Source organism: Snodgrassella gandavensis, from assembly GCF_914768025.1.
Classification (GTDB): Bacteria; Pseudomonadota; Gammaproteobacteria; order Burkholderiales; family Neisseriaceae; genus Snodgrassella; species Snodgrassella gandavensis.
In genome coordinates, this window is the sequence record NZ_CAJZCE010000019.1 from 1 (window position 1) to 26,223 (window position 26,223).

The following is a 26,223-nucleotide window of genomic DNA, read 5'->3' on the forward strand; positions in this document are numbered from 1 at the left end:
GGCGAACTATACGCCTCACCTAAAACGCTGTCAACTACTTTCCCCCTTTATTTTTCTTTATTTCATCATATGACTGTTTTTTAAGATTTTATTTTTGACACGCTTTGACTCCATTTACGCCTGTCTATTTAAATTCTTCCCTTTACTCAGTCATGCTTTAGTACTGATTAATCTGTTATTCCTGTATTTCTGATTACTCTGCTGCTTTTTATCCATGCCATATCTCTGTTTTAGTTGTCGCGTCAGGACTTAATATGTTGCCGTTGTATAGTTTGTGATTTTGGAAATTCTATATATGTTACTTCTATATCTTATTAAGCTTGTTTATGCTGTTACTTATAGATAGGCCTATTATTAATTATGGTTTTGCTGTTTCAGTATGGTTGTTGCCTTATTTGCTAGTGCTTTTGTTTTTACTTTTTCTGAAACAATATATAAATGACTGTATGGCAGAATTTTATTTTTGCCGATCAATAAAACTGATACGTTGCTGATTGTGGTTAGGGCTGGTTTAATCAGGAAACAGCTTATTTTATTAATTTCTAATCTTGCTATTTGGCTTGTTTGATTATTATTGGATTTTTTCATTATTATGCCTCGTTTTTATGTTCCGTCTAGTATTTGTCATTCAGAGACTTTTTCTTTACCGGATGCAACTGCGCGCCATGTACAGGTTTTGCGTTGCCAGCCGGGCGAGCTGATTGAGCTGTTTGATGGTCTTGGCACTGTTTATCAAGCTGAAATTACAGCTATGGGTAAGAAAAATGTGGATGTGCTGATCCGTGGTAGTGAGATTGTTACGCTTGAGTCTCCATTGGCGATTACGTTGCTACAATCGGTTTCAAGCAGTGAGCGGATGGATATGACTATCCAGAAAGCTGTGGAATTGGGAGTTACGCTGATTCAGCCGGTGCTGACGGAACGTAGCAGTCAGCGTTTAAGTGGTGACCGGGCGTTGAAAAAGCTGGAACGCTGGCAGGATATTGCGATTGGTGCATGTGAGCAATGCGGACGGACGATGGTGCCAGAAATTCGGCCGGTGATGGATTTGGCTAATGCATTGGCTGGTTTGGCTACTGATGATTTGAAGCTGCTGATGAGTTTATGCCGACCACAGGCATTAAATGAGTTTGCACAGCCACAGGCAGTAACGTTGTTAATTGGCCCGGAAGGTGGGTTAAGTAATGCTGAGGAGGAGCTGGCAATCAGGCATGGTTTCGCTGCTATTAGTCTGGGGCCACGGGTATTGCGTACGGAAACGGCTTCGCTGGCGGCAATTGCTGCGATGCAGGTGTTATGGGGTGATTTTCGCAAGTAGTTCAGAATAGGTATTAAGATTTGAGAAAGAACACCAGCCAGTGTGGCTGGTGATGTATTTAGTATTTTTCCGGAATGTAACGATAAGGGTAATTGGGCTCCTGATAATTGCCTTTATCCTGCCGCTTTGGCAGTTCGACTTTTTTCCGTGGTGTTTTTTTGTATGGAATTTCGCTGAGTATGTGTTTGATGATGTTCAAACGCGCTTTCTTTTTGTCGTTGGAATCGACGACATACCATGGAGCCCATGAGGTATCGGTAGCCATAATCATTTCGTCACGGGCACGGGAGTAGTCGTACCAGCGACTGTAAGATTTGATATCCATGGGAGAGAGTTTCCAGATTTTACGCGGGTCATTAATTCGACCAAGCATGCGTCGGTGCTGTTCTTCCATGTTTACTTCAAGCCAGTATTTGAGCAGGATGATGCCTGAATTGATGATGGCCTTTTCCATAAAAGGAATGATTTCGAGAAATTCTTTGCTTTCCTGTTCTGTGCAAAATCCCATAACACGCTCTACACCAGCACGGTTATACCAGCTACGGTCAAAGATGATAACTTCGCCGGCTGCAGGTAAATGGGGAATGTAACGCTGCATGTACATTTGTGTTTTCTGGCGTTCACTCGGTGCTGGTAAGGCTACTACCTGAAATATGCGTGGGCTGACTCTTTCGGTAATTGCTTTAATTGCACCACCCTTGCCTGCACCATCACGTCCTTCGAAGATGATGCAAACTTTTTGCCCGGAAGCTTTCACCCATTCTTGCAGGGCGACCATTTCACCCTGAAGTTTTTCGAGCTCTTTGTAGTATTTCTTTTTGGTTAATTTTTTGTGTTTGCTATTTTTGTCGGTACAGATATTGCTTTGTTTTTCAGTTTGCTCGGTATCAGGCGTTTCTGTCTCTGGTTGCAATTGTTTATCAGTCATAATTACCACCCTTTGCCGGTTGGTTTGTTAATAATTAAATTACTTTTACCTATATAAACAGAATATTAATGATAACAGCCATTTGCAACTTGAGTTACGCGTTTTTACATTGTAATTTTATTCAGACATTCATGTTTATGTAACCTGATATATTTTTGGGCAGAATGGCCATCTGCTTTATTGAGGATATGGAACGAATTATTGTGGCAATTGATTTTTTGCATTGGTACGCTGTTCGTCACGTACGGTAAACCACCATACGATTAAGCCAATTATTGCTAGCACAACACCAACCCAAGCGGTACTGCTCCAGCCCCAGCCTGCGGCAATAGTTAAACCTCCCAAATAAGGCCCGAGGGCATTGGCGGCGTTGAAAGCGCTATGATTCAGTGCTGCGGCCAGAGTTTGGGCATCTTTGGCTACGTCCATAAGACGAATTTGTAACAAGGTACCTACGGCACCGCTCATGCCGATGAGAACGACTTGTATGCATATCCAGTATGGATAATGTAGGGCAAAAGGGTATAAGGCTAACATGACTGCCGACCATGCCAGTAACCATGCTAGTCCTGACATTACATGGCGTCCAACCAGACGCGGTATGATGATGTTGCCTAGGGTCATGCCTACGCCGTATAGACACATAACCAGTGGCACGCTTTTGGGTGACATACCGGTAATGTTTTCGAGGGTTGAAGCCATGTAGGCATATATGCCAAACATGCCGCCAAAGCCGATAGCACCTATGGCTAGTGTGAGCCAAATCTGACGATTGGTGAGTGCACTGAGTTCGCGCACGGCATTGCTGCCGCCACCCTGCATGCAGTTTGGTGGTAAAAAAAGAGCTACTAAGATGACGGTGATAGCAGCCAGTAAGGCAACTATGAGAAAGACGACGCGCCAACCTACTGCCTGTGCCAGCCAACTGCTTAAGGGCACGCCGATGGTGGTGGCAAGGGTTAAGCCAATCATCATTAACCCCACAGCCTGTGTTCTTTTTTCTGGTGATACCATGGCCGCGGCAACCAACGCACCAACGCCAAAATAAGCTCCATGTGGTAAGCCGCTTAAGAAGCGAAATAACATTATGCTGTTGTAGTTCGGAGCGAGCATGGTGCCTAGATGTGCTGAAGCAAAAAATGCCATGAGCACTAACAACAGACTGCGCCGACTGAAACGCGCGCCAAATATGGCAATAACTGGAGCACCTACAACAACACCAAGGGCATAAATACTGATTAGATGTCCTGCTGTGGGTTCGCTGATATTTAAGCCGCTGGCGATATAGGGTAAAACGCTCATGGTGGCAAATTCGGTGATGCCGATGGCGAAACCGCCAACGGCAAGGGCAAGTAATAGCCAGCGTGGATGGGGGATACGGTTAGGTTCTGTGTTCATAGGTATGTTGGTATGCGGACGTATTGTAGCCGGACTAATTGCTTGTTTATTAATATTTAAGTCTAACTGATTGAGAAATATTAGTAAAAATACAGTTTTTTACTCTATAGCATATGATGTACTGTTTTTATTTTATTGTGTTAATCCTTGTGGATGATGAAATTTGGTGACGCTATGTATTGGTAGACATTTTATTCTGTTATGGCTGTTAAATACGCTGTATTTTGGATTTTATGCTTCTACTTTGAATGCTAAGATAATTTAATCTGCAGTAGGTAATGGTTTTATATGGCTATCAGTGTGTTGTTTTCTACAGGTGTTATGCTTTAGCAGGATATAATAGTATTGATTATGTACTTTTTATAAGCTTTTTATTTGGAAAGAATGGAATTAATGATGAGTAAGCCTAGTGCTCAAACAATTGAAAATCGTCGGGATGATACGCAGTTGCTCGCTGATGAAGCAAAGTATTGTTCTTTTGGTGATACGGTACATTATGTTAATCCGCCGAAAATTTTTGATGGCTGCGAAGGCAGCTATATGTATGATAAAAATGGCACGCCCTATCTGGATTTGCAGATGTGGTATTCGGCCTGTAATTTTGGTTATGCTAATGAACGCCTGAATACGGTGTTAAAGCAGCAGGTAGATACTTTGCCGCAGTGTGCAAGCCAGTATTTGCATCCAACCAAAATTGAGCTGGCAAAAACTATTGCTGAGGATATGAAGCGCAAATTTGGGCGTGATGGTCGGGTTCATTTTAATGTTGGCGGTTCTCAGTGTATTGAGGATTCTCTGAAAATTATCCGTAATGCGTCTGAAGGCCGGTCATTGATGTTTGCGTTTGAAGGTGGCTACCACGGTCGTACGCTGGGTGCATCTTCTATTACTTCAAGCTTCCGCTATCGCCGTCGCTATGGTCATTTTGCTGACCGTGCAATGTTTATTCCGTTTCCTTATCCGTTCCGTCGGCCTAAAGGTATGACAGCAGAAGAATATGGAGAACATCTGGTAGCTGATTTCGCCCGTTTGTTTGAAACGGAATACCACGGTGTGTGGGATCCGAAAGCAGGTCAGGCCGAATATGCGGCGTTCTATATAGAGCCGCTGCAAGGTACTGGTGGTTATATTGTGCCGCCACGTAACTATTTTAAAGGACTGAAAAAAGTTCTGGATCAGTATGGTATTTTGCTGGTGGTCGATGAAATACAGATGGGCTTTTATCGCACTGGTAAGTTATGGTCGATTGAACACTTTGATGTACAACCAGATATGCTGGTGTTCGCTAAAGCATTGACCAATGGTTTGAATCCTCTCGGTGGTTTGTGGGCACGGGAAGAGCTGATTAATCCGCAGGTATTCCCTGCTGGTTCTACTCATTCTACTTTTGCTTCAAATCCGCTGGGTACGGCTGTGGGTCTCGAAGTATTCAGAATGATGGCAGAAACCGATTATGAGAAAATGGTTATGGAAAGCGGTGCCTATTTCCTTGAAGGCTTGAAAACTTTGGAACAGCGCCATAAGGAAATCGGTGAAGTAGATGGTCTGGGACTGGCGTTGCGTGCCGAAATCTGTACTGAAGACGGCTTTACACCAAATAAAGTGCTGGTAGATAAGATGGTAGATATCGGTATGTCTGGCGATCTGGAATGGCAAGGCCAGAAAATGGGGCTGGTATTGGATATTGGCGGTTATTACAAGAATGTGATTACTTTTGCCCCATCATTGCATATTACGAAACAGGAAATTGATCAAGGTATTGAATTATTGGATCAATTGATTACGCGTGCTAAAAAAGAATTAAACGCTTAAGCCACGTAAGATGGCAGCTCGGCTAGTATTTAAGCCAGCTGCCGTATAGGATGTTATGAATTATCTGACTCAACTGGAACCGGATGAACTGGTCGAAACTTTTTTGGCCAGTCCTCCACAAGATTTTACTGCATGGCAACTAACGAGTGATGTACCCGCTTTTGCTGCACGCTTTAATTTACTCACTACCGCTGATTCTGCTTTTCAGCAAAAAATTCGTCATTGGCCACTATTTCGTTGGTGGCAACGGTTTCTGCAACCTCTTACCTGTTTTATTGGGACAACGGTATCTGAATATGCTTTGTTCACTCAACACCAATCAGCACAGCAATTAGCTTTAGAAATAAAGCAGAATTATGGCAAAAAATACCCGCTGCTGATTGTGAAAGATATTCCGCAACAGTCACCATTACTGGATACTCAGGCAAATGATTATGCAGCCACACTGATTCAATCATTGCAGCAACAGGGATTTATTGCAGTGGAAGGTCAGGCTTTGGCGTGGGTGCCTATTGATTTTAATGATATTGACGAATATCTGAGCCGCTTATCTTATCAACGCCGCAAAAATTTTCGACGTAAGTTGAAAACGCAGTCACTGGTGGAAACTGGTTGTCTACGCAGCGGTGATGCGTATTTTCAGGATGAGGACGTTTTAGCGCAGTTTTATCAGTTATATTTGAATGTTTACAATCAAAGTGAAATTCATTTTGATTTATTAACCCGGGAATTTTTTGTGCGCCTGTTACAGGACAGCAGCAATCAAGCCCGAATTTTTACCTATCATTATCAACAGCAATTGATTGGATACAATATTTGTTTTGTTCTCAATAATATGCTGGTAGATAAATATATTGGCTTTGTTTATCCACAGGCTCGGAAGCTGAATCTGTATTATCTGAGCTGGTTTTATAATCTGGATTACGCTAGACAGCACGGACTGGATTTTTATGTAGCCGGTTGGACTGATCCACAAGTGAAAGCATCTTTAGGTGCACATTTCACTTTTACCAAGCATATGGTCTATGTACGCAACCCGGTTTTAAGAACCTTACTATCCAAGATCAGTAGCCGCTTTGAGCAGGACAAAACTTGGCAGGAAGTCAGTAAGCAACATAGTCAGGATAGTAAAAAACATGAATAAACCGGTAATTCTGGATTTTGACCACAGTATGGGCACAATAGCAGATGCTTTCAGAATTGAACTGGGGCAATGGCAGGAAGCTATTCGTTTTGGCTGTGCACAAGCCAAATTCAAACAGTTACAGGCAGAACTGACACGACAGTTACCAGCGTGCTATGGTACGGTACTGATGGGTAGCGGCGATTACCACCATGTTTCACTATTACTGATTAAACGTTTACAGCAGTATTTCAATGCTACTAATCCAATACAGGTAGTTATTTTTGATAATCATCCGGACAATATGCGCTATCTGTTCGGGATTCACTGTGGTTCGTGGGTAAGCTATGTGGCGCAATTGCCTTTTGTCAGCCATGTGCATGTACTGGGTATCACTTCAAATGATATTGGCTTTGCCCACTGCTGGGAAAACCGGCTGACACCATTACTTCAAGGTAAATTAACTTACTGGTGTATGGATGTTCAGGTTGGCTGGGCAAAAAAAATCGGCCTACAACAGGCTTTTCGTGCCTTTGCTTCGCCAGAAGAGCTGGTTAGCGCATTTATTCAGGCACAGCAACAAACCAGTGAATCAGTATATGTTTCAATTGATAAGGATGTGCTGGGTAAGGATGTGGTGCAAACCAACTGGGATCAGGGTCGTATGCAGCTGGTGCATTTATTGACTGTAATTGCTGCGCTGGATCAGCGCATTATTGGTAGCGACATTACCGGTGAAGTATCGCAATGGCAATACACCAACCTGCTCAAACGTCTGCTCAGTGCCATGGACAAGCAGGAACCGATTCCGGCAGCCACGCTGGCTGCATGGCAGCAACAACACCATGCGGTTAACCAGCAACTGCTTGCTGCTTTAGCTCAGCATCAACAAACGGTATTCTGAATAACTTCAGCTATTCGGGAAAATTGTGCATCAGTAAGCCATGGACTATTGGTAATGGTTAACATACGTGCAGCAAAATCTTCAGCATTGGGCATGGCCATAGCTGGTACGAGTGGCCGCAGGTAATCGTATTGTGCCAGTGTATGGATGAATAAACGGGTAACGCCTAAGGGACTAGCCCATAATTGGTTTAATACTGCATCGCGGTGCTGGCCGGTGGGCAATAACACCATCAGAAATGGCCATACTCCCTGTCCATGCTGGTCAATAATTACCTGTACGCCGGTAATGCTCTGCAACTGCTGAATACGTTGCTGCGCCTGTTGTTGCAAGGTATATAAAAATGTCGGTAAGCGTTGTAAAGCATTCGCAGCGACATTCTGCCGCCAGCGGCTAACCCGATGCAAAGGGATAGCAAAATCAAAATCATCGCCTACTGCGGCAATCCATTGTTGCTGACGCAGGGCTTTGCGCCGGCCGTGTCCATAGGCAAAGTGCAACCCAGTAGGATTATATAAGGCTGTATACCCTAAAAGTTCGAGAGTGCGCAGTGCTTCCCATTTAAGCTGCAATGGTAATAACCTGTTAGCGGTGGTTTGCAAACTGCGGCGTAACTGTGTATCAGCTGCGGTTAGCAAACCACCTTCATACATGGTTAGTCCTTTACCGGCCGCCAGACTAAACAATATAACATCACCATGTTTGCCTACTTCAGCACCCAATGCCTGCGCCGCATCTTCTATTACACTAATTTGGTATGGCTGTGCCAGTTGTTTAACGGTACCTACATCCGTTACCCGACCACCTAGATGGGTGGGTATGACAGCCAATACATGCTCATTTAACAGGGTAGTAAGTTGTGCAGTATCCAGATCAATACTATCTGGCTTTAAATCACATAGTTGTATCTGCAAACCGCAATGATGAATGGCCAAAGCCACCAGTGGACAGGTATAAGCCGGGACAATTACGGTTTTGCGCTGGGGGTGTTGTTGTGCCAGCGTAGTTAAGGCAACGATCAGTGCCGCCGTACCGGAACAGGTTACCTGTAATGGCGACAAATTTAATTGTGTACTGACACTGTCTGGCAGTGATTGCTGTGTCGGCAACCAGTCACGCCATTTCAATGGTAAACCGGCAGTAGGCGGATTTTCATAATAGTTGAGCATAAATGGCACTAAAACTCAGACCCAGAAAATTTAACACGCTTCATCATCTTTGCAGTGTTCAGTTTGGATAATTTCTTTTTCAGCCAGAGCCAAAAAGATGATGCCAGCCACAATAAATACTGCACCAATAATACGGATAGCAGTGATATGTTCATGAAACAGAAAAGCTGAAACCAGCATTACTGTGACCACTTCCAGATGCGAAGCAGCAAACGCCGGGCCTACTGGTGCTTTCTTGAGTAACACCATCCAAGTAAAAAATGCCCCAATATAGCCTGCAATGGCAATATAGACCCATGGCTGAGTGAATACTCGGATAATCCAGTCCAGACTGGCTTCAAGGGGCTGGGCATGAATAGCAGTTAGTTTAAAACTGCTTTGTCCTAGCGTATCGAACAATAATAAGAGCGCAAAACCAATTAAATAAAATTTACGCATTATGACGCTCCTACCAGTACTACCCCGATGGTGATACAGAACATGCCTATCAGCCGGAAACGGGTAAGTTTTTCCTGAAACAGCACCCGTCCAACCAACATCAGTACAATAATATTAATTGAGCCCAGTAATATGCCCTGTGACAAAGGCACCTGACTTAAAAACGCCAACCACAATAAAAACTCAGCAACATAAGAACCGATGCCAATCCACAACCAGTAATTGCTGAACAGGTCGACCCAGTAATACCAACCATTGCGGTTATCCGGTGCTATGGCTGCATATTTAAATGCAGTTTGGCCAAGCGTATCAAAACAGATGTTGGCCAACCATAGCATGAATACAATCAGGTTCATATAATATTTCTTTCTGCTACAAGATGAATATTCACTTAAGCTGACTGAGCAATATTTTCAAAAAAGGCAACTGACTGATTAATGACTTCACGCCGCTGCCGGTCAATGGTAATCAGATGATAACTGTCATCCAGCACCACAAGCTGGGTCATTCCGCTAACATGCTTTTCGACCAGACGGGCATTGGTATTGATATTGGCAATATCATCGTGACCGGAATGCATAATCAAACAGGGGGCTTTTACCTGTGGCAGTTGCCGCCGCATCAGTTTGGCCAGTGTCTGCATTTCCGCCAATGCCGGAAACGGATTGCCAGCCAGACCGGCACTGGCACTATCGCCACTGAACATACTGGCTGCCACAGTTGCACGGATACGTTCATCTTTCAGTCCGTATGGTGGTTTTTCAATAAAAGAGGTTTTCTGAAATAAATGTAGTTTCTTTAAAAAGGGTAACAAAACAAAAAGCTGTTTTGCCCAGAATGGAATAGACCAGCCATCATAGCTAAACGTTACCCCATAGACACCAACACCCTTTACCAGTTCTGGCTGATCAGCAGCCAGCTTCAATGCCAGTAGCGCGCCCATTGATAATCCGGCCACAAACAGGCAATCAACATGTTGCTGTAAAAAGCGCGCTGCTTCCTGCACACTGGCATACCAGTCATGCCAGGTGGTCTGACACAAATCAGCCTCATCACCACAATGACCAGCCAGCTGCATTGCATACACAGTAAAACCGGCCTGATGCAACCCTTTGGCCAGAATACGCATTTCATTTGGTGTACCGGTTAAACCGTGAATCAGGAGCACGCCATTGCGATTACCGGGTAAAAAATAGGAAGAATCTTGAATCATAATTACAAATCAGCTTATAAAGCGTTATGCCGGAAACAGGCAGCAATTTTCAACCGGTGCTTTAATCAGGTTTGGCAAAATGGCAACAACATCACTAAAATCATTAATTGGCACATACTGAATGCCCTGTTGCTGACAAAAATCAATAAGTTTATCTTTAGCAAAAACCAGATCTACTTTATCTGCCACACAAAAATCCGAAGTACCATCACCAACATAAAAAATCTTCTGAAAACCAACCAACTGCCGGCGATGCTGACATTTACAATTGCCACTGGCTTTAAGACAGTATTGATTGGCATAAGGAAAATCCAGTTTCCAGCCCTGCTGTTGATCATGCAATAGACGATTGGCAAAAATAGGCAAGAAGTTAAAACCATAGCGCTTCAGAATCGACTGGATTGCATAATCCAGCCCATCACTGACAATGTGCACATTTATATTTGCATTTCGTACCAGATCAATAAATGCGCTAAATGCAGGATCAATTCTGATTTGTGCCAGCACACTGTCCAATTCAGCCTGACTAGCTTGCATATTGGCAATTTGTTGACGCATGCATTCACGCGAACCAATCATGCCATCCAACCATTGCTGCTCCAATAAGGCACATTTTTCATTGCCGAAATGGTTCAGTAAGGTATCAGTAACATCTTGTTCGCTGATGGTGCCGTCAAAATCACACAGTATCGTATACTGAATTAAGCTATTGGCATAGAATAATGGTTTGTGGCTAGTCTGGTTCTCGACAATGGGAGTGAAACAGCTCATATTATCCCGAGTAAAAATTACAAACGAAAACAGGCTGGCATTGTAACAATGAAAAAGGTGGATTATTCAAAATGATTGAATACATTTGTGTGTAGACAAATATAACCAACACACTCAGTTTTCCGCCAATCACAACTTACAGCTATATATTGCAATCAGCTGAAACCGTGATTTACCAGCCTGGGGTTAATGAATTATCAAAATATATCAGTTGATCATTTTGAATATGAATTGCAGTTCAGTATATTGATACAAACAGGAATACTTTGCATGAATGTGCCTATGTATCCGGCTGAAATTCAAAATTACTTGCCGGCCCCTATCGGCACCAAACCTATCCTCATCAGATACTCATTTATTCAGATAACTGATATATCTGGCAAATTTAGTCAAACAAACCGTATATTCTAAAACATTTCAGCCAGAAATTAAACCTATGTAGTTGACGTATCTGTAAAATAATAAAAATAGATAGAGCGATAAAATGATCACCATTGTTATTTTTACAATGGTTATAAACAAGCATTTGATTAATTTAGCTTAATTTTACACAACAATCAAGCTAAGTTCTTATCAATCTCTTTTAAACACAAGTAATCATTCTGTACAAAATAATTAGCTTAACCACTTTGCCATTCTGTTTTATTATTCTACGCTCAAATCACTGCTGTTATTAAAACAGTTTAGTAGGCACTAGCCTGATTTACCTTAACTATCCATATTTGTCTGACCATTTATTTCTACAGCAATCTGTCCGTATTTCTAGAAAGCATATAAAGAAAAAGTGCGGAAAAATCCGCACTTTATATTCAAAACAATTCATTAGCAATATGTAATTCAGATATTATTTGAATTGCCATTATCCATAATTTACCTACTGCCACATCTGTTAGCGCAAATCTTTTGATGAATTAGATACATGACTCCGATCATCGGTAACATCATCCAGATCGTGACCAGGATTCAACACCATATCCCCCACTTTTACTGAATCGGATGTACTTATAATAAGAGCCGATGACAGTTTGTCACTAACACGATAAATCAGTGCGAGCCCAACTTCCTCTGCAGGGATACTCAGGTATTTAAGCACACTACGTGATGCACTAGGATCAGTAGATATACCGGCTGTAAACTGGCGCCTCTTTTTATACAGACTCACGACTGTGCCCTTATCGACCCCATCATTGCTCCCCAAATTCAGGGTAATTGTCTGGTAAGTTCCTGCCTCCTGAGTTCCGTCCATAACAGAAATGACTTTGCCTTTAACCTGAGTACTAGGTGCGTGTGGCATCATCTGGAAAGAATCCTGCTCATCGGTTACTTTTAACAGATAATCACCTTTATTAATTTCCGATGCGACATTGGTAACCACCAACGGCTGCGCAGTACGGGTAGGTAGTTTAATCAACGGATTCAAGCGCGTATAATATTCATCTTTGGGCAAGTTGGCAGCATCACTTGGACTGCGTTCAGCCAAAGCATTGTTTTTGCCTGTCAGAGTCGCTACCTCACCACTGAAGCGTACCTGTTGCCCCAGATATTTATGTGTATCCGGATCGGTAATATTTTTTTCAATCCGGTAAACCAAATAGCGACCTGATTCCAGTGGGCGATCAGCATACACACGGTCACCTGTTGTAAACATAATGCGACTTTCAGGCCCTCTGACAAGACGTGGTGCCTTTCTGGTTTGCTCTTTGTTAATCACTTGCGGATGCTGCATAAATATACGGTAAAAATCGACATCTACAGTATTAATGCCATAACCGGAAGAAATATTACGCACCCGTGGCTGCAGCTTAACAGTTGGAATATCACCACTGTTGTCAAAATCGAGGCGGGGTTGACCATCAACATAACGAAGGCTTAAAACCTGCCCTGGATAGATTTTCTGTGGATTCTGAATCTGGGCACGATTAGCCCCCCACAATTGCGGCCATTGCCACGGGCTGTAAAGATACTTACCGGATATGCTCCATAGAGTATCGCCATTTTTCACTACATATTGTGTTGGTGCATCCGGACGTAATTTCAGTTTGGCCATTACGGGTGCAGAGATTGCCATACCCAATGTACACAGCAAGGTTATAATATGTTTATGCATGTAAAGTATCCCTAGAAAGATTACTGTTTTAAATGGTTGTTATATTACATAGTATGGATATTAGTGCCAGTTTACCTGAATCCATATCAACAATCTTTAAAAAATCCATATTGCCATCATGTAATCAGGTCAAATTGAACAAGGAATTAAACACACAATGGCTCTATTAAACATTTTACAATATCCTGATGAGCGTTTACATACTGTTGCGCAATCTGTGACTCAATTTGATGACAGAATTCGCACTCTGGTACAGGATATGGCTGAAACCATGTATCAAGCACGCGGTATTGGACTAGCCGCAACTCAGGTTAATGTTCATGAACGTGTAGTAGTGATGGATCTTTCTGAGGAACGTAACGAACTGCGCGTATTTATTAATCCGGTTATTACCGCTAGAGAAGGTGATACTGAATACGAAGAAGGCTGCCTTTCTGTACCCGGTATTTATGAGCTCGTGCACCGTTCAGAACGCATCACTGTTGAAGCATATAATGAACATGGTGAAAAATTCACACTAGAAGCGGATGGTCTGCTGGCTATCTGTATTCAGCACGAACTGGATCATCTCGCTGGCAAAGTATTTGTCGAATATTTATCCCCATTGAAACAGAATCGCATCAGAACCAAACTGAAAAAACGCGCACGCGAAAAAATGTGAATAACCTGTTGTCAGCCCTGATATTTGTACCACCATCTTCAAATGATAGTGATGGTGTCTTTTGTGGATTTATTGCATGAAGCCTTCTGTTATTTTTGCTGGAACGCCTGATTTTGCCGCGGCAGCACTTAATGCTATTGTTGCTGCCGGTTTTGATGTACCGCTGGTATTAACCCAGCCAGACCGCCCCTGCGGTCGTGGATTAAAGTTACAGCCTAGCGCAGTCAAAAAAGCTGCACTGGCACATGGTCTTACCGTAATTCAGCCAAGCACACTGAAAACGGCTGAAGCGCAGGCAGTATTACAAGAGCAGAATGCAGATGTAATGGTGGTGGCTGCTTATGGATTACTATTACCGCAAGCAGTGCTGGATATTCCCAGATATGGCTGTCTAAATATTCATGCGTCACTACTGCCACGCTGGCGTGGCGCAGCACCAATACAGCGCGCCATTGAAGCTGGTGATCAAGAAACCGGTGTATGTATTATGCAAATGGATGCTGGTCTGGATACTGGTGCAGTAATCAGTCGGCATATTTACACCATTGATTCTGATGATACGGCTGCTGAAGTACACGATGCGCTGATGCATCTGGGTGCGAATGCAATTGTTGCAGATTTACAACAAATTACTCGGTTACAACCCACGGCACAAAGTGAAACTGGCATAACCTATGCTCGTAAATTAAGCAAAGCTGAAGCACAAATCAACTGGACACGTCCCGCCACGGAAATAGCCCGCAAAATTCGTGCCTTTAATCCAGTACCAGGCGCATGGACTGTTTGGCAGGACAAACCACTTAAAATCTGGCGGGCACAAGTCACTTCGCATACTGGGGCACCAGGCACAGTATTACACAGTAACGAGCACGAGCTGATTATTGCCTGTGGCTGTGGCGCCATCAGTATTGAGGAAATCCAGAAAGCTGGCAGCAAGGTCATGCCTGTTGCCGCCTTTCAGGCGGGTAATACTTTACAACAAGGTACTGTACTGGCATCAGTGGAGACCAATACATGAGCATGGCGCGTGCCCAGCAACTGGCGGCTCACGCCATCGGTGAAGTATTAAACGGACATAATCTCAGCGATGTTCTGGTTCAGGTAATGCAGCATCCAGAACTGTCGGCTGCGGATAAAGGTGCCTTACAGGATCTCAGTCATGGTAGCCTGCGTCATTTAGGCCTGCTGCAACAACTTGTGCAACAAATGACGAAAACATTACCGCCAGCAGAAATTGGCTACCTTCTCGTCATTGCTTTATATCAACTGCACTTTACCCGCAATGCAGCCCATGCCGTGGTTAATGAAGCCGTTAATCATGCCCGCCAGCTGCACGGAGGCCGTTACCAGAAGCTGGTTAATGCTTTGTTACGGCGCTTTTTGCGTGAACGCGAAACCTTATTGGCCAGCGCACTCAAACAGGATGAAGCGCGTTACAACCTGCCTGCATGGTGGTTAAATTACCTGAAAAAGCATTATCCCCAGCACTGGCACAACATGGTCACAGCCATGACGCAACATCCGCCCATGACATTGCGGGTCAACCGTCGTCATACGGATGCTCAACAATATCTGGCGAAACTAACGGCTGCAGGCATTCCGGCCAGAATTCTGGATACTCATAGCATCATGCTACAGCAGGCAGTAGCTGTACAGAAGCTGCCAGACTTTGCAGCCGGCCACGTGTCTGTCCAAGACTTCGGTGCCCAGCAGGCTATTCCCATGCTTAATCCGCAAAATGGTGAGCGTATTCTTGATGCCTGTGCTGCTCCCGGTGGCAAAACCGGCCACATACTCGAATGGGCAGACTGTGATGTCACCGCGTTGGATATTGATCCGTTGCGTCTAAAGCGTGTACAGGACAACCTGCAACGCTTGCAGCAACAGGCACACTTGCATTGTGCTGACGCAAAAGAGCTGCACTCATGGTATGATAACAACACTTTTGATGCCATTCTGGCTGATGTACCATGCACAGCTTCAGGTGTAGTAAAACGTCATCCAGACATCAAATGGCTACGCCAGCCACAGGATAGCCGGAAAACTGCGTTACAGCAGGAAGCATTACTGGACAGTCTGTGGCAAACATTAAAATCAGGCGGTCGTCTGCTTTTGGCCACCTGTTCGATTTTTATGGAAGAAAATCAGCAACAGCTAACCCATTTTTTAACCCGACATGCGGATGCCCGCCAGCGTCAATCACGTGTATTGTTACCGGACAGCAAACAAGATGGCTTTTTTTACGCGCTTATCGATAAAATCTAGTCTATTTTTTGCCTGTCTCCTCTGCCTGAGCACCACTGTAGTAAAGGCAGAGGGCATCATCACTACGCGTGCGCAGGCTTACATTACCAGCAATGGCCAGCTTTCCATCAATACACGTTTTAACACCCAGCTACCCGATCAGCTAAAACAGGCACTGACACAGGGTGTACCATTAAATTTTGACCTGAACTATCAGCTTACCTCCCCTACCCTTGCTTCCTACCGCAACCGGATTAACAACCTCATTGCGGGTGATAATCTTATTCAGTACAAGCTGGCCTATCACCCACTTACCAATCGCTATCGTGTTAGTATGGGGTCGACCTTTTCTACAGAATACAACAGCCTTGATACCGCACTTAGAGCCATTGGCGCAGCTGCCAATTGGCGTGTACTCAGCAGCGGTACACTCAGTGGTGTATCAGCAGGAGAAGTCCGTGCTGATGTACGCCTGAGCCTAAGCATCAGCCAGCTACCAAAACCATTTCAAATCAATGCACTAACCTCTCATAGCTGGCAGCTAGATTCTGGCTGGCATCGTCTTATTATCAACGTGGATTAATCATAATGAGACGGCTAATACTGGTCATGGCAGTGCTCTGCGTAGTAACCCTGTATGTTCTGGCCGTCGCCACTGGCAATACCAGTGTTTTATCGCAATATTTCTGGTTTGCGTTTGGCTTTGCTTCACTATTAGTGCTTACACTGGCATTAATGGCCGGTTCTTACTGGTGGAAACTATTACAGAGCCGGCACCGGCATGAATTCGGTTCCAAAATTGCCATGCGTCTGGCCTCTATGTTTACACTGGTGGCCGTATTACCTGGTCTGTTCCTGTTTGGGGTATCTGCACAGTTTATTTCACACAGTATTCACTCATGGTTTGGTAACGATACTGAAGAAGCACTCAACCGCAGTATCAGCCTGAGTAAATCCGCGCTGGATTATGAACTAGACAACAGTGTCCGCCGGGCAGCCAATATCCAGATCGCCCTGATTGCCGCTAGTGGTATGGAAGAACCACTCTTACCGGTTCTCGAAAGTAATGGCAAAAGCAAACAGTTCAGCCAGTTAAATATCCGCAATCTCCGCAGCAATCAGCTTGTTGCCGAATATAATCCACTGCATCTTTCCACACCTGAACTTAATAAAAATCAGATATACCAGTTACACACCACAGGTTCAGTACGTGAAATTGAAAGCATCAATAACATTCTTTATGCTCAGGGCTGGCTGATTTTACCGGGTCATAACAATGACAATGCCCTGTTTTTCCGTCAGCCCATTCCGCCCAAAGTTGCACAGGATGCCACACTGATTGAAGCTGCCCGCGCCAAATATGGCGAACTGAGCTTTACCAAAAAAAGTTTACAAACCTTTTTTCTGGCCACCCTGTTGATGGCCACCCTGCTGGCAATTGTTTTAGCCTTACTGGTAGCCCTGTATTTTGCCCGCCAGTTTGTTGCACCTATTCTGTCACTGGCAGATGGCGCACGGGCAGTGGCCAAAGGTGATCTGGATGTCCAGCAAACCATTCACCGCAATGACGAACTGGGTAAACTGACTGATCTGTTTAATCACATGACAGTCCAGCTGCGCCATTCACGAGAACAGCAGGAAGCAGCCAGACATTACCTGGAATATATTCTCAACAGCCTGACTACCGGCGTAGTTACTCTTAATCCAGAAAATTGCCTGATTACTTTTAACCAGATGGCAGAAAACATTCTCGGGCAAAGTCTGAACTCAATTCTTGGGGAGAACATAAACCAGTTGGCCGAACAAAGTCCACGGGCAGCGATGCTGGCAGATGTATTCCAGCAGATTCTGGCTACAGAACACCAGAACAAACCAGCACAAATCACTTATAATCACAAAGATGAAACCCTAATACTGCTTGGCAAGGCCACACCACTACCCAAAGACAGTGGCGGTGGCACTATACTGGTATTTGATGATGTCACTGCTCTGGTAAGCGCACAAAAAGAAGCGGCCTGGGGCGAGGTTGCGCAACGGCTGGCACATGAAATCCGCAATCCACTGACACCTATCCAATTATCTGCCGAACGGCTGGCGTGGAAACTCAGTGACAAACTCAGCGAAGCGGATGCCCAGATTCTCAACCGTGCCACCAATACCATTATTCGACAGGTAGCAGCGATGAAAGATATGGTTGAAGCATTCCGCAATTATTCCCGCTCTCCAGCATTAAAGTTCACAAATCTTGATTTAAATGAATTAATACGCGAGGTTTTGGTACTTTACGAAGGTAGTAATTGTACATTTGCGGTTAATTTGAGTAAGATAGCAATGAATGTTAATGCCGACAGCGGAGCATTACGTCAGGTTATTCATAATCTGCTAAAAAATGCAGTGGAAGCAGCTACGGCTGATACCTCACCCGAAGTCAGCATACTAACCGAGCTAAATAACGAACACATCATTATCTACGTAAGCAATAATGGCAAAACCTTCAGTCAGGAGATGTTATTACATGCATTTGACCCTTATGTAACAGACAAACCCGGTGGTACCGGACTGGGATTACCAGTAGTCAAAAAAATCATTGAAGAACACGGCGGGCGGATCCAAATCAGTAATCAGAAAAACGGACTGGCTTGTGTCAAAATAACCTTACCCTTACAGGTGAATAGAAATGCGAAGCAGTGATATTTTAATTGTTGACGATGAAGTAGGTATCCGCGACTTATTATCGGAGATCCTACAAGACGAAGGTTATACCGTCACCACGGCCGAAAATGCCGATACTGCCCGCCAACTGCGTCAGCAAACCCGTCCTGCCATGGTATTACTGGATATCTGGATGCCAGATTGTGATGGCATTACCTTACTGAAGGAATGGGCAAAATCCGGTCAGTTAACCATGCCAGTGGTGATGATGAGTGGCCACGCCAGCATTGATACAGCGATAGAAGCAACCAAAATCGGTGCACTGGACTTTCTGGAAAAACCCATTTCCCTGCAAAAATTGCTCAGCACAGTGGATCGTGCCCTGAAATATGGACAGATGCAGGCTGCTTCCAACTTGTCATTAGACAAACTCGGGCATAGTCCTGCTATCAAAGAGCTGCATCAGCATCTGGAACGCATAGCCAAGTTCAGCACCCCCGTACTGCTAACTGGGGAACTAGGTTCACCTTTTGAACTGGTTGCACGTTCATTTCATAAAAACGCAACCCCTTGGGTAGAACCATCAAAAGTAGAACAGATAGTTGACGCACCCATTGAATTATTGCAGAAAGCCTCCGGCGGCATACTCTATCTGGGTGATATTGCCCAATATGGCAAAAGCACCCAGCAAAGCATCAGCTTTATCCTGACCAAAGCAGATCGCTACAATGTACGAATCATCTGTGTTTGTAGCCGGCCAATCAAGGAAATGATTACCGACCCCCTGCAGGATAACAAACTGCTTAATACCCTTTCATCACTAATTGTTGCCATTCCACCATTACGCTCGCAACTAGATGACATGGTATTTTTGGTAGAACAAATTACGACCGAACTGGCAGAAAGTCAGAAAATTCCGCCAGTAAAATTTACCACAGCGGCTCTGAATGAACTGCGCCAGTATGACTGGCCGGGTAATCTGGAACAGCTACGCAGTGTTGTCAAAAGCCTGATGCTAACAGCAGAGCATAACGAAATCGACGTTAACGCCATCAGTACCATTCTGAATCAGTTCAAATATAATCACCCCCATGAAAGCATGACTGGTTTTAATTTTGATCTGCCACTACGTGAATTACGTGAAGATCTGGAAAGACGCTATTTCGAATACCATATTGCTCAGGAAGGTCATAACATGAGTAAAGTAGCCCAGAAAGTAGGCCTAGAGCGTACCCATCTTTATCGCAAATTAAAACAGCTTGGTATCCAATTTTCACGCCGCCAGACTGAAAATAAGTCCTGCTGATTGGTACAAGTAAAAAATGCCAAAAACTGATTATTAATTTTATTCATAACAAATGACGGATTTTTCAAAGAAAATACGCAATAAAACATTGATTGAGCATGCCTGAAACGTTATGGTTAGATATCTAACCATAACTACTGGAGAGGCTGTTCAATCATGAGTTTCACCCCGCTGAGCTTTGAATTTTTTCCGCCACGTACTGAAGAAGGACGGCGTAAACTTGCTATTACCCGCAAGCAACTAAGTCAATATCAACCTGAATATTTTTCATGTACTTACGGCGCAGGCGGTACTACCCGCGCCGGTACGCTGCAAACCATTACCGATATCATGAATGATGGTGTGGCTGCCGCACCTCATCTGGCTTGTATAGGTGCCAGCCGCGCAGAAATGACAAGCCTGCTTCAAACCTATAAAGACATGGGTATTCACCATATCGTGGCTTTACGTGGCGACGTTCCCTCAGGCGTAGGCTTCGGACATCAGGGCTTACGCTATGCCAATGAACTAGTTGGACTTATCCGTCAGGAATTTGGTGACTGGTTTCATATAGAAGTCGCTGCTTATCCCGAATTCCATCCGCAATCCCGCAGCGCCGAAGACGATATCAATCACTTTGTGCGCAAATGTCAGGCTGGTGCGAACTCTGCTATTACCCAATACTTTTTCAATACAGACAGCTATTTCTGGTTTGTAGATGAAGTGCAGAGCCGTGGAGTGAATATTCCCATTATTCCCGGCATCATGCCCATTGCCAGCTTCTCCAAGCTGGCACGCTTTTCCGAAACTTGTGGTGCAGAAATTCCACGTTGGTTACGTCTGAAACTTCAGTCCTACGCTGACGACACTGCATCAATTAAAGCACTGGGGCTAGATGTAGTGACCGAAATGTGCGATCACTTATTGCAACAGGGTGCACCCAGTTTACATTTTTATACCCTCAATCAGGCCGGATTGGTCTCCACCATCTGCCAGCGCTTAGGTTACTGATTTAGATAGATACTAAAATACCGCACATAAAACTGTTCAACTTAATGGTTGTTCGCCTCAATTAATTTCTTATATAACACCATAAAAATAAAAGCCCCCTATCAAATTAATGACTCGGGGCTATATAGATAATCTGTGACACTCAGTCTGGTACCCACCTGTTTCCAGCCAGTTACAACACAACAGATAATACTAATGCGTTAACAACTGATTCAAAAACTGTCGGGCACGCTCATGCTGCGGCCGCTGGAAAAACTCTTCTGGCGCCGCTTCTTCAACAATTTCTCCATGATCAATAAAGACCACCCGATCTGCAACTTCACGGGCAAACCCCATCTCATGCGTTACCACCATCATCGTCATACCACTGAGCGCCAAATCTTTCATTACCTTTAGCACTTCGCCAATCATCTCAGGGTCTAAGGCAGAAGTAGGTTCATCAAACAGCATCACCCGTGGTTCCATAGCCAGACCACGTGCAATCGCTACCCGCTGTTGCTGCCCACCGGATAATTGCTGTGGGAAAGCATCACATTTATGCGCAAGTCCCACCTTAGCCAGAAGCTCCTGTGCCTTGGCTTCAGCCTCTGCGCGGCTTTGTTTTTTCACCTTCATCGGTGACAGAATAATATTTTCCAGAACCGTCAGATGTGGATACAGATTGAAATGCTGGAACACAAAACCAACTTCAGTGCGCACCCGATTTAAATCTGCTTTCAGATCGGCAACATTAATCCCATCCACCCAAATTTCACCCTGCTGAATTTTTTCCAGCTGATTTACAGTACGAATCAGCGTAGATTTACCACTGCCAGACGGCCCGCATACAACCACCACTTCCCCCTGGCTGACAGTCAGATTCACACCATTAATAACATGTAAGTCCTTAAACCACTTATGGACATTCTTAAATTCAATCATGCATTCCCCACATCCTGAAACCATCTGAATCAACCACTCAGACAGACGCGCCATTTTGCAACAAATAATTACTTAATGCCACATAAAGCTCTGGCGTAATCCTCTCTGGCCGGCAGCCCGGATCAATCTCCACGGCCATTAATGCTGCATCATCTACCCATTCCTTCAGATTATTATGAATAGTTTTACGGCGCTGCTGAAAAGCCTGTTTAACCAAAGCAGCAAAATGATTAAAATCCTGCGCAATTCCAATACGACCCCGCTGTGGAATCATCCTTACCACCGCTGAATCTACCTTCGGCGCAGGAGTAAATGCCTGTGGTGGCACATCAAGTAAATTTTCCATCTCAAAAAAATACTGCAACATCACACTCAAACGGCCATAATCATTACTACCCGCACCTGCCACCATGCGTTCAACCACTTCTTTTTGCAGCATAAAGTGCATATCAACAATTTCATCAGCATACTGACCAAAGCGAAATAACAACGGCGTAGAAATATTATAAGGTAAATTACCCACAATTTTTTTTCGACCCGGCACACTGGCAAAATCAAACTGCAACACATCACCTTCATGAATAACCAGCTTTGATGCAAATGGCAAAGTACGCAAACGCGCCACAATATCACGATCAATTTCAATCACATGCAACTTATCAACAGCCGCCACCAGAGGAGTCGTAATAGCTGCCAGTCCCGGACCAATTTCAATCACAGTATCCGCAGACTGTGGACGTACCGCACGCACAATATCCTGAATAATACTTTTATCCTGCAGGAAATTCTGGCCAAAGCGTTTACGGGCACGATGTTCTTTCATATCACTTCCTTCAAATTTGCCCTATTATAAAATAAAACCATTACCATCAACTTACCGGTTTAACCGGCACACGCTCATTGGCAAAAGCCACCAATACCAGCCAGTATTTAATTAGACAGATAACGCAACGGATTAACCGCCCGACTATTCACCCTGACCTCAAAATGCAGTTTTACCCCAGTAGTACCACTGTCGCCCATCGTCGCAATCGTCTGCCCCGCCTGCACACTCTGCCCATTACGTACTATAAGCGAGTCATTATATGCATAAGCTGTCATCGTACTATTACTGTGTTTAATCAGCACCAGCCTACCATATCCACGCAACTCATCACCAGCATACTGCACCGTACCCGCAGCTGCGGCCTTAACCGGTGTACCGCGGCTACCAGCAATATCAATACCCTTTTGCGTCTGGCCATTAAACGTACTAATCACTTTCCCGCGTACCGGCCATTGCAAACGGATATCAGGAGCTGCTGTACTGGTAGTCACCGCTTCAGACTGACCTGCCACACGGCCAGACGGCGGTTTTACACCAGCAGACCGACCAGATACCACTGCCGGCTTGCGCACACGAATCAGCTGCCCCACCTCAATTGCATTAGCATTAGCCAGATTATTCCAGCGCACCAGCGTATTTACATTCTGATTAAAACGTAAACCAATCCGATATAAAGTATCCCCACGCTGCACACGATAAAAACCATTTTGGGCACTACCACTCATTACCGGTGCCTTAGCTGCAGTATTACTCTGACATCCGCCCAGTAACAATCCCATACATGCTATTAAACATAGACCAAACTGCCACAACATCCCGTACAGCTTCCATACCTGTCTCATTAATCTATCTCAACCCCAACAATAATCCGTACAAGCACAATAGGTTTAGTTACCCTATGGTCAATATTAACATAGCTTTTCCCTCACATCCGCCAGCCAACAGATCAATCCACCAACAGATACAGATAGCCATTTTGTAACCTGACATATTGAATTCCCCAATCCTGCAACCATCTATAAAAACTGTTATAGCTAAAAAGGGAAACTCACATGCGATATATGGGTTGGGCATTAATAATACTGGCGGCACTGGAAGTGATTTCCATTATTCTGGTTAGCAACCTAATTGGCGGTGGCTGGACACTGCTTCTCATCATATTGTCTATTGCCTGTGGCGTGTTTATGCTACGCAATATCGGCCTATCCGGCTTATTTCTCGCCGTAGCTACCCTTCGTACCGGCAGCAACGTATCGCTCTACCAGTTATTATGGCCTCTCCGTTATGTACTGGCCGCTATCATGCTTATCAGCCCCGGATTTGTATCTGATATATTTGCCGCCCTGCTACTACTGCCTATCAGCGGTAAGCCTTTAGCCAACGCCAGCAACAATCCTTTTTCCAACACACCACAACCAGACCAAAGCGATATTATCGAAGGTGAATTCACCGTAGAAAACAACAACGGACAAACCCATCATCCCAACAGACAACAACACCTTCCACCCAAACAACCAGATTAATAAAAACCAAAAGCCGCACGGAGTATATCCGGCGGCTTTTCTTCAATAATCCTCTTACTCTAAACGCATCTGCGGAAACAGAATCACATCACGTATAGTCTGTGCATCTGTCAACAACATTATCAGCCGATCCATACCAATACCACAGCCACCGGTTGGCGGTAAACCATATTCCATGGCACGAATATAATCCGCATCGTAGTGCATTGCCTCATCATCACCAGCATCCAACTGTGCCACCTGAGCCTTAAAGCGTGCCGCCTGATCCTCAGAGTCGTTTAACTCCGAATAACCATTAGCCAGTTCACGCCCTACCACAAATAGCTCAAAACGCTCAGTTAAACCAGGTTTAGTATCAGAAGCACGTGCCAGCGGCGATACTTCTACCGGATAGTCGACAATAAATGTCGGCTGCCATAACTGAGCTTCAGCACACTCCTCAAACAGCGCCAACTGTAAACTGCCCAGTCCCTGTGCCACAGGTAAAGCCCCACCCAGTTTTTTAATTTCAGACTTCAGCCATGCCTCATCTACCAGATGTTCATCAGCATACTGCGGATTAAAATGCTTAATTGCCTCCACAATAGTCATCCGCGCAAACGGCTGGCTTAAATCCACTTCCTTACCGTTATAACTCACAACCGCACTACCTGTAGCCTCAATGGCTGCCGCACGAATCACCTTTTCCGTCATATCCATCATCCGCTGGTAATCACCATAGGCTTCATAGAATTCCATCATAGTAAATTCCGGATTATGGCGCGTGCTCATACCTTCATTGCGGAAATTGCGGTTAATTTCAAATACCCGCTCCAGCCCCCCCACAACCAGCCGTTTCAGATAAAGCTCAGGCGCCACCCGCAAAAATAAATCCATATCCAGCGCATTATGATGCGTTACAAACGGCTTTGCCGTTGCCCCGCCCGGAATAGGGTGCATCATCGGCGTCTCCACCTCCAGATAACGCTCGCTTACCATCACATTACGAACCGCCTGAATAATCCGGCTGCGTTTCACAAAAGTATCCCGCGTCTGCTCATTAGTAATCAAATCCACATAACGCTGACGGTATTTCTGCTCCTGATCAGCCAATCCATGGAACTTATCCGGTAATGGACGTAACGATTTAGTAAGCAGACGAAGAGTGGATACCCGCACTGTCAGCTCACCATGATTCGTTCTCATCAGCTCACCTTCAGCACCAACAATATCACCCAGATCCCAGTGCTTGAACGCATCATGTAACTGCTCACCTACTCCCTGATTATTAATATACAGCTGAATACGCCCGGTCATATCCTGAATTGTAGCAAAGCTGGCTTTACCCATATGACGCTTCAGCATAATACGTCCCGCAACCTTCACTGGAATAGCCTTTTCCGCCAGAACATCTTTATCAAACTGCTCATACTGCTCATGCAGATCACCGGCAAAAGCATCGCGCTTAAAATCATTCGGAAACGCAATACCCTGCGTCCGAATCGCCGTCAACTTCTCGCGACGATTTGCCATAATCTGATTTTCATCCAGTTGCTCTTCGTGTGCGCCACCAACTGACGCATTATGCTGTTCACTCATATGTATTCCCATACCATAATATCTAGTTCTTTCCTGTGACCACCAGACAAAAACATCAACCCAACTGTGGCATTAATCAACCAGAAAATAACTACTTATTCTAATCCAAAATAGCCATTTTAACACGCAAAGCACCAGCCTCTTATCTGATAGCCAAACAACGTACCGTTAAAAAAACAGCATCATCAACCCATATCCACAAAAACTGCACAATAAACAATTAACTGACACACACCATATATCTTTTAACGATTAAATCTCACACAAACACATAATAAAATCCAGTTATATATTCTTACTTACAACACCCCACTGCAAATATATTCACTTTCAAATAACAC

At 44.4% G+C, this 26,223-nt stretch carries 25 protein-coding genes; 12 read left to right on the forward strand and 13 right to left on the reverse strand.

Annotation, left to right across the window (positions count from 1 at the left end):
• Window positions 1-354 precede the first annotated feature (354 nt).
• Complete coding sequence (locus MJ764_RS10685; protein WP_239326874.1) at window positions 355-588, reverse strand: hypothetical protein; 234 nt, start codon at window positions 586-588, stop codon at window positions 355-357.
• Between the two features lie 4 nt (window positions 589-592).
• On the opposite strand from MJ764_RS10685, the gene MJ764_RS10690 reads away from it, so the two are divergent.
• Window positions 593-1,318 carry a 16S rRNA (uracil(1498)-N(3))-methyltransferase gene (locus MJ764_RS10690; RefSeq protein ID WP_239326876.1) on the forward strand — a complete coding sequence of 242 codons (726 nt, stop codon included), beginning with the start codon at window positions 593-595 and terminating at the stop codon, window positions 1,316-1,318.
• Window positions 1,319-1,376: 58 nt separating this feature from the next.
• On the opposite strand, the gene ppk2 is transcribed toward MJ764_RS10690, so the two are convergent.
• Both ppk2 and MJ764_RS10700 read right to left on the reverse strand, forming a co-directional pair.
• Window positions 1,377-2,246: a polyphosphate kinase 2 gene (gene ppk2, locus MJ764_RS10695; protein ID WP_239326878.1), complete on the reverse strand. Its 870-nt coding sequence runs from the start codon at window positions 2,244-2,246 to the stop codon at window positions 1,377-1,379.
• 198 nt (window positions 2,247-2,444) lie between these two features.
• Window positions 2,445-3,644 (reverse strand): MFS transporter, encoded by a 1,200-nt coding sequence (locus MJ764_RS10700; protein ID WP_239326880.1) that lies wholly within the window; start codon window positions 3,642-3,644, stop codon window positions 2,445-2,447.
• A gap of 393 nt (window positions 3,645-4,037) precedes the next feature.
• Here MJ764_RS10700 and MJ764_RS10705 point away from each other — a divergent pair, with 393 nt between their 5' ends.
• Genes MJ764_RS10705 through MJ764_RS10715 form a run of 3 tightly spaced genes read left to right on the forward strand, consistent with a single transcriptional unit; the run spans window position 4,038 to window position 7,483 of the window.
• Window positions 4,038-5,456, forward strand: coding sequence for an aspartate aminotransferase family protein (locus MJ764_RS10705; RefSeq protein ID WP_239326882.1), 1,419 nt, complete (start codon window positions 4,038-4,040; stop codon window positions 5,454-5,456).
• 55 nt (window positions 5,457-5,511) lie between these two features.
• Entirely contained in the window at window positions 5,512-6,600 is a 1,089-nt protein-coding gene (locus MJ764_RS10710) for a GNAT family N-acetyltransferase (protein ID WP_239326884.1), read from the forward strand.
• Window positions 6,593-7,483, forward strand: coding sequence for a hypothetical protein (locus tag MJ764_RS10715; RefSeq protein WP_239326886.1), 891 nt, complete (start codon window positions 6,593-6,595; stop codon window positions 7,481-7,483). Before MJ764_RS10710 ends, MJ764_RS10715 begins: the two co-directional genes overlap by 8 nt.
• Here the strand turns inward: MJ764_RS10715 and MJ764_RS10720 are convergent.
• The 6 genes from MJ764_RS10720 to MJ764_RS10745 all read right to left on the reverse strand — a co-directional run bounded on the left by MJ764_RS10720 (window position 7,465) and on the right by MJ764_RS10745 (window position 13,181).
• Complete coding sequence (locus tag MJ764_RS10720) at window positions 7,465-8,652, reverse strand: DegT/DnrJ/EryC1/StrS family aminotransferase (RefSeq protein ID WP_239326888.1); 1,188 nt, start codon at window positions 8,650-8,652, stop codon at window positions 7,465-7,467. The two genes, MJ764_RS10715 and MJ764_RS10720, sit on opposite strands and share 19 nt — an antisense overlap.
• Window positions 8,653-8,682: 30 nt before the next feature.
• Window positions 8,683-9,090, reverse strand: coding sequence for a DMT family transporter (locus MJ764_RS10725; protein ID WP_239326890.1), 408 nt, complete (start codon window positions 9,088-9,090; stop codon window positions 8,683-8,685).
• Complete coding sequence (locus MJ764_RS10730; RefSeq protein ID WP_239326892.1) at window positions 9,090-9,446, reverse strand: DMT family transporter; 357 nt, start codon at window positions 9,444-9,446, stop codon at window positions 9,090-9,092. Before MJ764_RS10730 ends, MJ764_RS10725 begins: the two co-directional genes overlap by 1 nt.
• 35 nt (window positions 9,447-9,481) lie before the next feature.
• Complete coding sequence (locus MJ764_RS10735; RefSeq protein ID WP_239326894.1) at window positions 9,482-10,303, reverse strand: alpha/beta hydrolase; 822 nt, start codon at window positions 10,301-10,303, stop codon at window positions 9,482-9,484.
• Window positions 10,304-10,327: 24 nt separating this feature from the next.
• Window positions 10,328-11,074 (reverse strand): MtnX-like HAD-IB family phosphatase, encoded by a 747-nt coding sequence (locus tag MJ764_RS10740; protein WP_239326896.1) that lies wholly within the window; start codon window positions 11,072-11,074, stop codon window positions 10,328-10,330.
• A gap of 889 nt (window positions 11,075-11,963) precedes the next feature.
• On the reverse strand, window positions 11,964-13,181 hold the full coding sequence (locus tag MJ764_RS10745) for a LysM peptidoglycan-binding domain-containing protein (RefSeq protein ID WP_239326898.1): 1,218 nt from the start codon (window positions 13,179-13,181) through the stop codon (window positions 11,964-11,966).
• 157 nt (window positions 13,182-13,338) lie between these two features.
• Between MJ764_RS10745 and def the strand changes: the two genes are divergently transcribed.
• The 7 genes from def (at window position 13,339) to metF (ending at window position 21,034) form a co-directional block, all read left to right on the forward strand.
• Window positions 13,339-13,842 (forward strand): peptide deformylase, encoded by a 504-nt coding sequence (def, locus tag MJ764_RS10750; protein ID WP_239326908.1) that lies wholly within the window; start codon window positions 13,339-13,341, stop codon window positions 13,840-13,842.
• Window positions 13,843-13,918: 76 nt separating this feature from the next.
• Window positions 13,919-14,860 (forward strand): methionyl-tRNA formyltransferase, encoded by a 942-nt coding sequence (gene fmt / locus MJ764_RS10755; protein ID WP_239326910.1) that lies wholly within the window; start codon window positions 13,919-13,921, stop codon window positions 14,858-14,860.
• Window positions 14,857-16,107, forward strand: coding sequence for a 16S rRNA (cytosine(967)-C(5))-methyltransferase RsmB (gene rsmB / locus MJ764_RS10760; RefSeq protein ID WP_239326912.1), 1,251 nt, complete (start codon window positions 14,857-14,859; stop codon window positions 16,105-16,107). Before fmt ends, rsmB begins: the two co-directional genes overlap by 4 nt.
• Entirely contained in the window at window positions 16,073-16,669 is a 597-nt protein-coding gene (locus MJ764_RS10765) for a DUF4390 domain-containing protein (protein ID WP_239326914.1), read from the forward strand. Before rsmB ends, MJ764_RS10765 begins: the two co-directional genes overlap by 35 nt.
• A gap of 5 nt (window positions 16,670-16,674) precedes the next feature.
• On the forward strand, window positions 16,675-18,777 hold the full coding sequence (locus MJ764_RS10770; RefSeq protein ID WP_239326916.1) for a sensor histidine kinase: 2,103 nt from the start codon (window positions 16,675-16,677) through the stop codon (window positions 18,775-18,777).
• The gene (locus MJ764_RS10775; RefSeq protein WP_239326918.1) at window positions 18,764-20,044 is read left to right on the forward strand and encodes a sigma-54-dependent transcriptional regulator; all 1,281 of its coding nucleotides are present in this window, start codon (window positions 18,764-18,766) and stop codon (window positions 20,042-20,044) included. Before MJ764_RS10770 ends, MJ764_RS10775 begins: the two co-directional genes overlap by 14 nt.
• A 156-nt stretch (window positions 20,045-20,200) precedes the next feature.
• Window positions 20,201-21,034 carry a methylenetetrahydrofolate reductase [NAD(P)H] gene (gene metF, locus MJ764_RS10780; protein WP_239326920.1) on the forward strand — a complete coding sequence of 278 codons (834 nt, stop codon included), beginning with the start codon at window positions 20,201-20,203 and terminating at the stop codon, window positions 21,032-21,034.
• Window positions 21,035-21,226: 192 nt separating this feature from the next.
• On the opposite strand, the gene MJ764_RS10785 is transcribed toward metF, so the two are convergent.
• The 3 genes from MJ764_RS10785 to MJ764_RS10795 all read right to left on the reverse strand — a co-directional run bounded on the left by MJ764_RS10785 (window position 21,227) and on the right by MJ764_RS10795 (window position 23,506).
• Window positions 21,227-21,955: an amino acid ABC transporter ATP-binding protein gene (locus tag MJ764_RS10785; RefSeq protein ID WP_239326922.1), complete on the reverse strand. Its 729-nt coding sequence runs from the start codon at window positions 21,953-21,955 to the stop codon at window positions 21,227-21,229.
• Between the two features lie 37 nt (window positions 21,956-21,992).
• Entirely contained in the window at window positions 21,993-22,778 is a 786-nt protein-coding gene (gene rsmA, locus MJ764_RS10790; protein ID WP_239326924.1) for a 16S rRNA (adenine(1518)-N(6)/adenine(1519)-N(6))-dimethyltransferase RsmA, read from the reverse strand.
• A 107-nt stretch (window positions 22,779-22,885) separates the two neighbouring features.
• A complete protein-coding gene (locus MJ764_RS10795; RefSeq protein WP_239326926.1) occupies window positions 22,886-23,506 on the reverse strand; it encodes a peptidoglycan DD-metalloendopeptidase family protein in 621 nt (206 codons plus the stop codon).
• A gap of 327 nt (window positions 23,507-23,833) precedes the next feature.
• Between MJ764_RS10795 and MJ764_RS10800 the strand changes: the two genes are divergently transcribed.
• Complete coding sequence (locus tag MJ764_RS10800) at window positions 23,834-24,304, forward strand: FxsA family protein (RefSeq protein ID WP_239326928.1); 471 nt, start codon at window positions 23,834-23,836, stop codon at window positions 24,302-24,304.
• A 54-nt stretch (window positions 24,305-24,358) separates the two neighbouring features.
• Here the strand turns inward: MJ764_RS10800 and lysS are convergent, their stop codons facing one another.
• On the reverse strand, window positions 24,359-25,882 hold the full coding sequence (gene lysS / locus MJ764_RS10805) for a lysine--tRNA ligase (RefSeq protein ID WP_239326930.1): 1,524 nt from the start codon (window positions 25,880-25,882) through the stop codon (window positions 24,359-24,361).
• Window positions 25,883-26,223 lie beyond the last annotated feature (341 nt).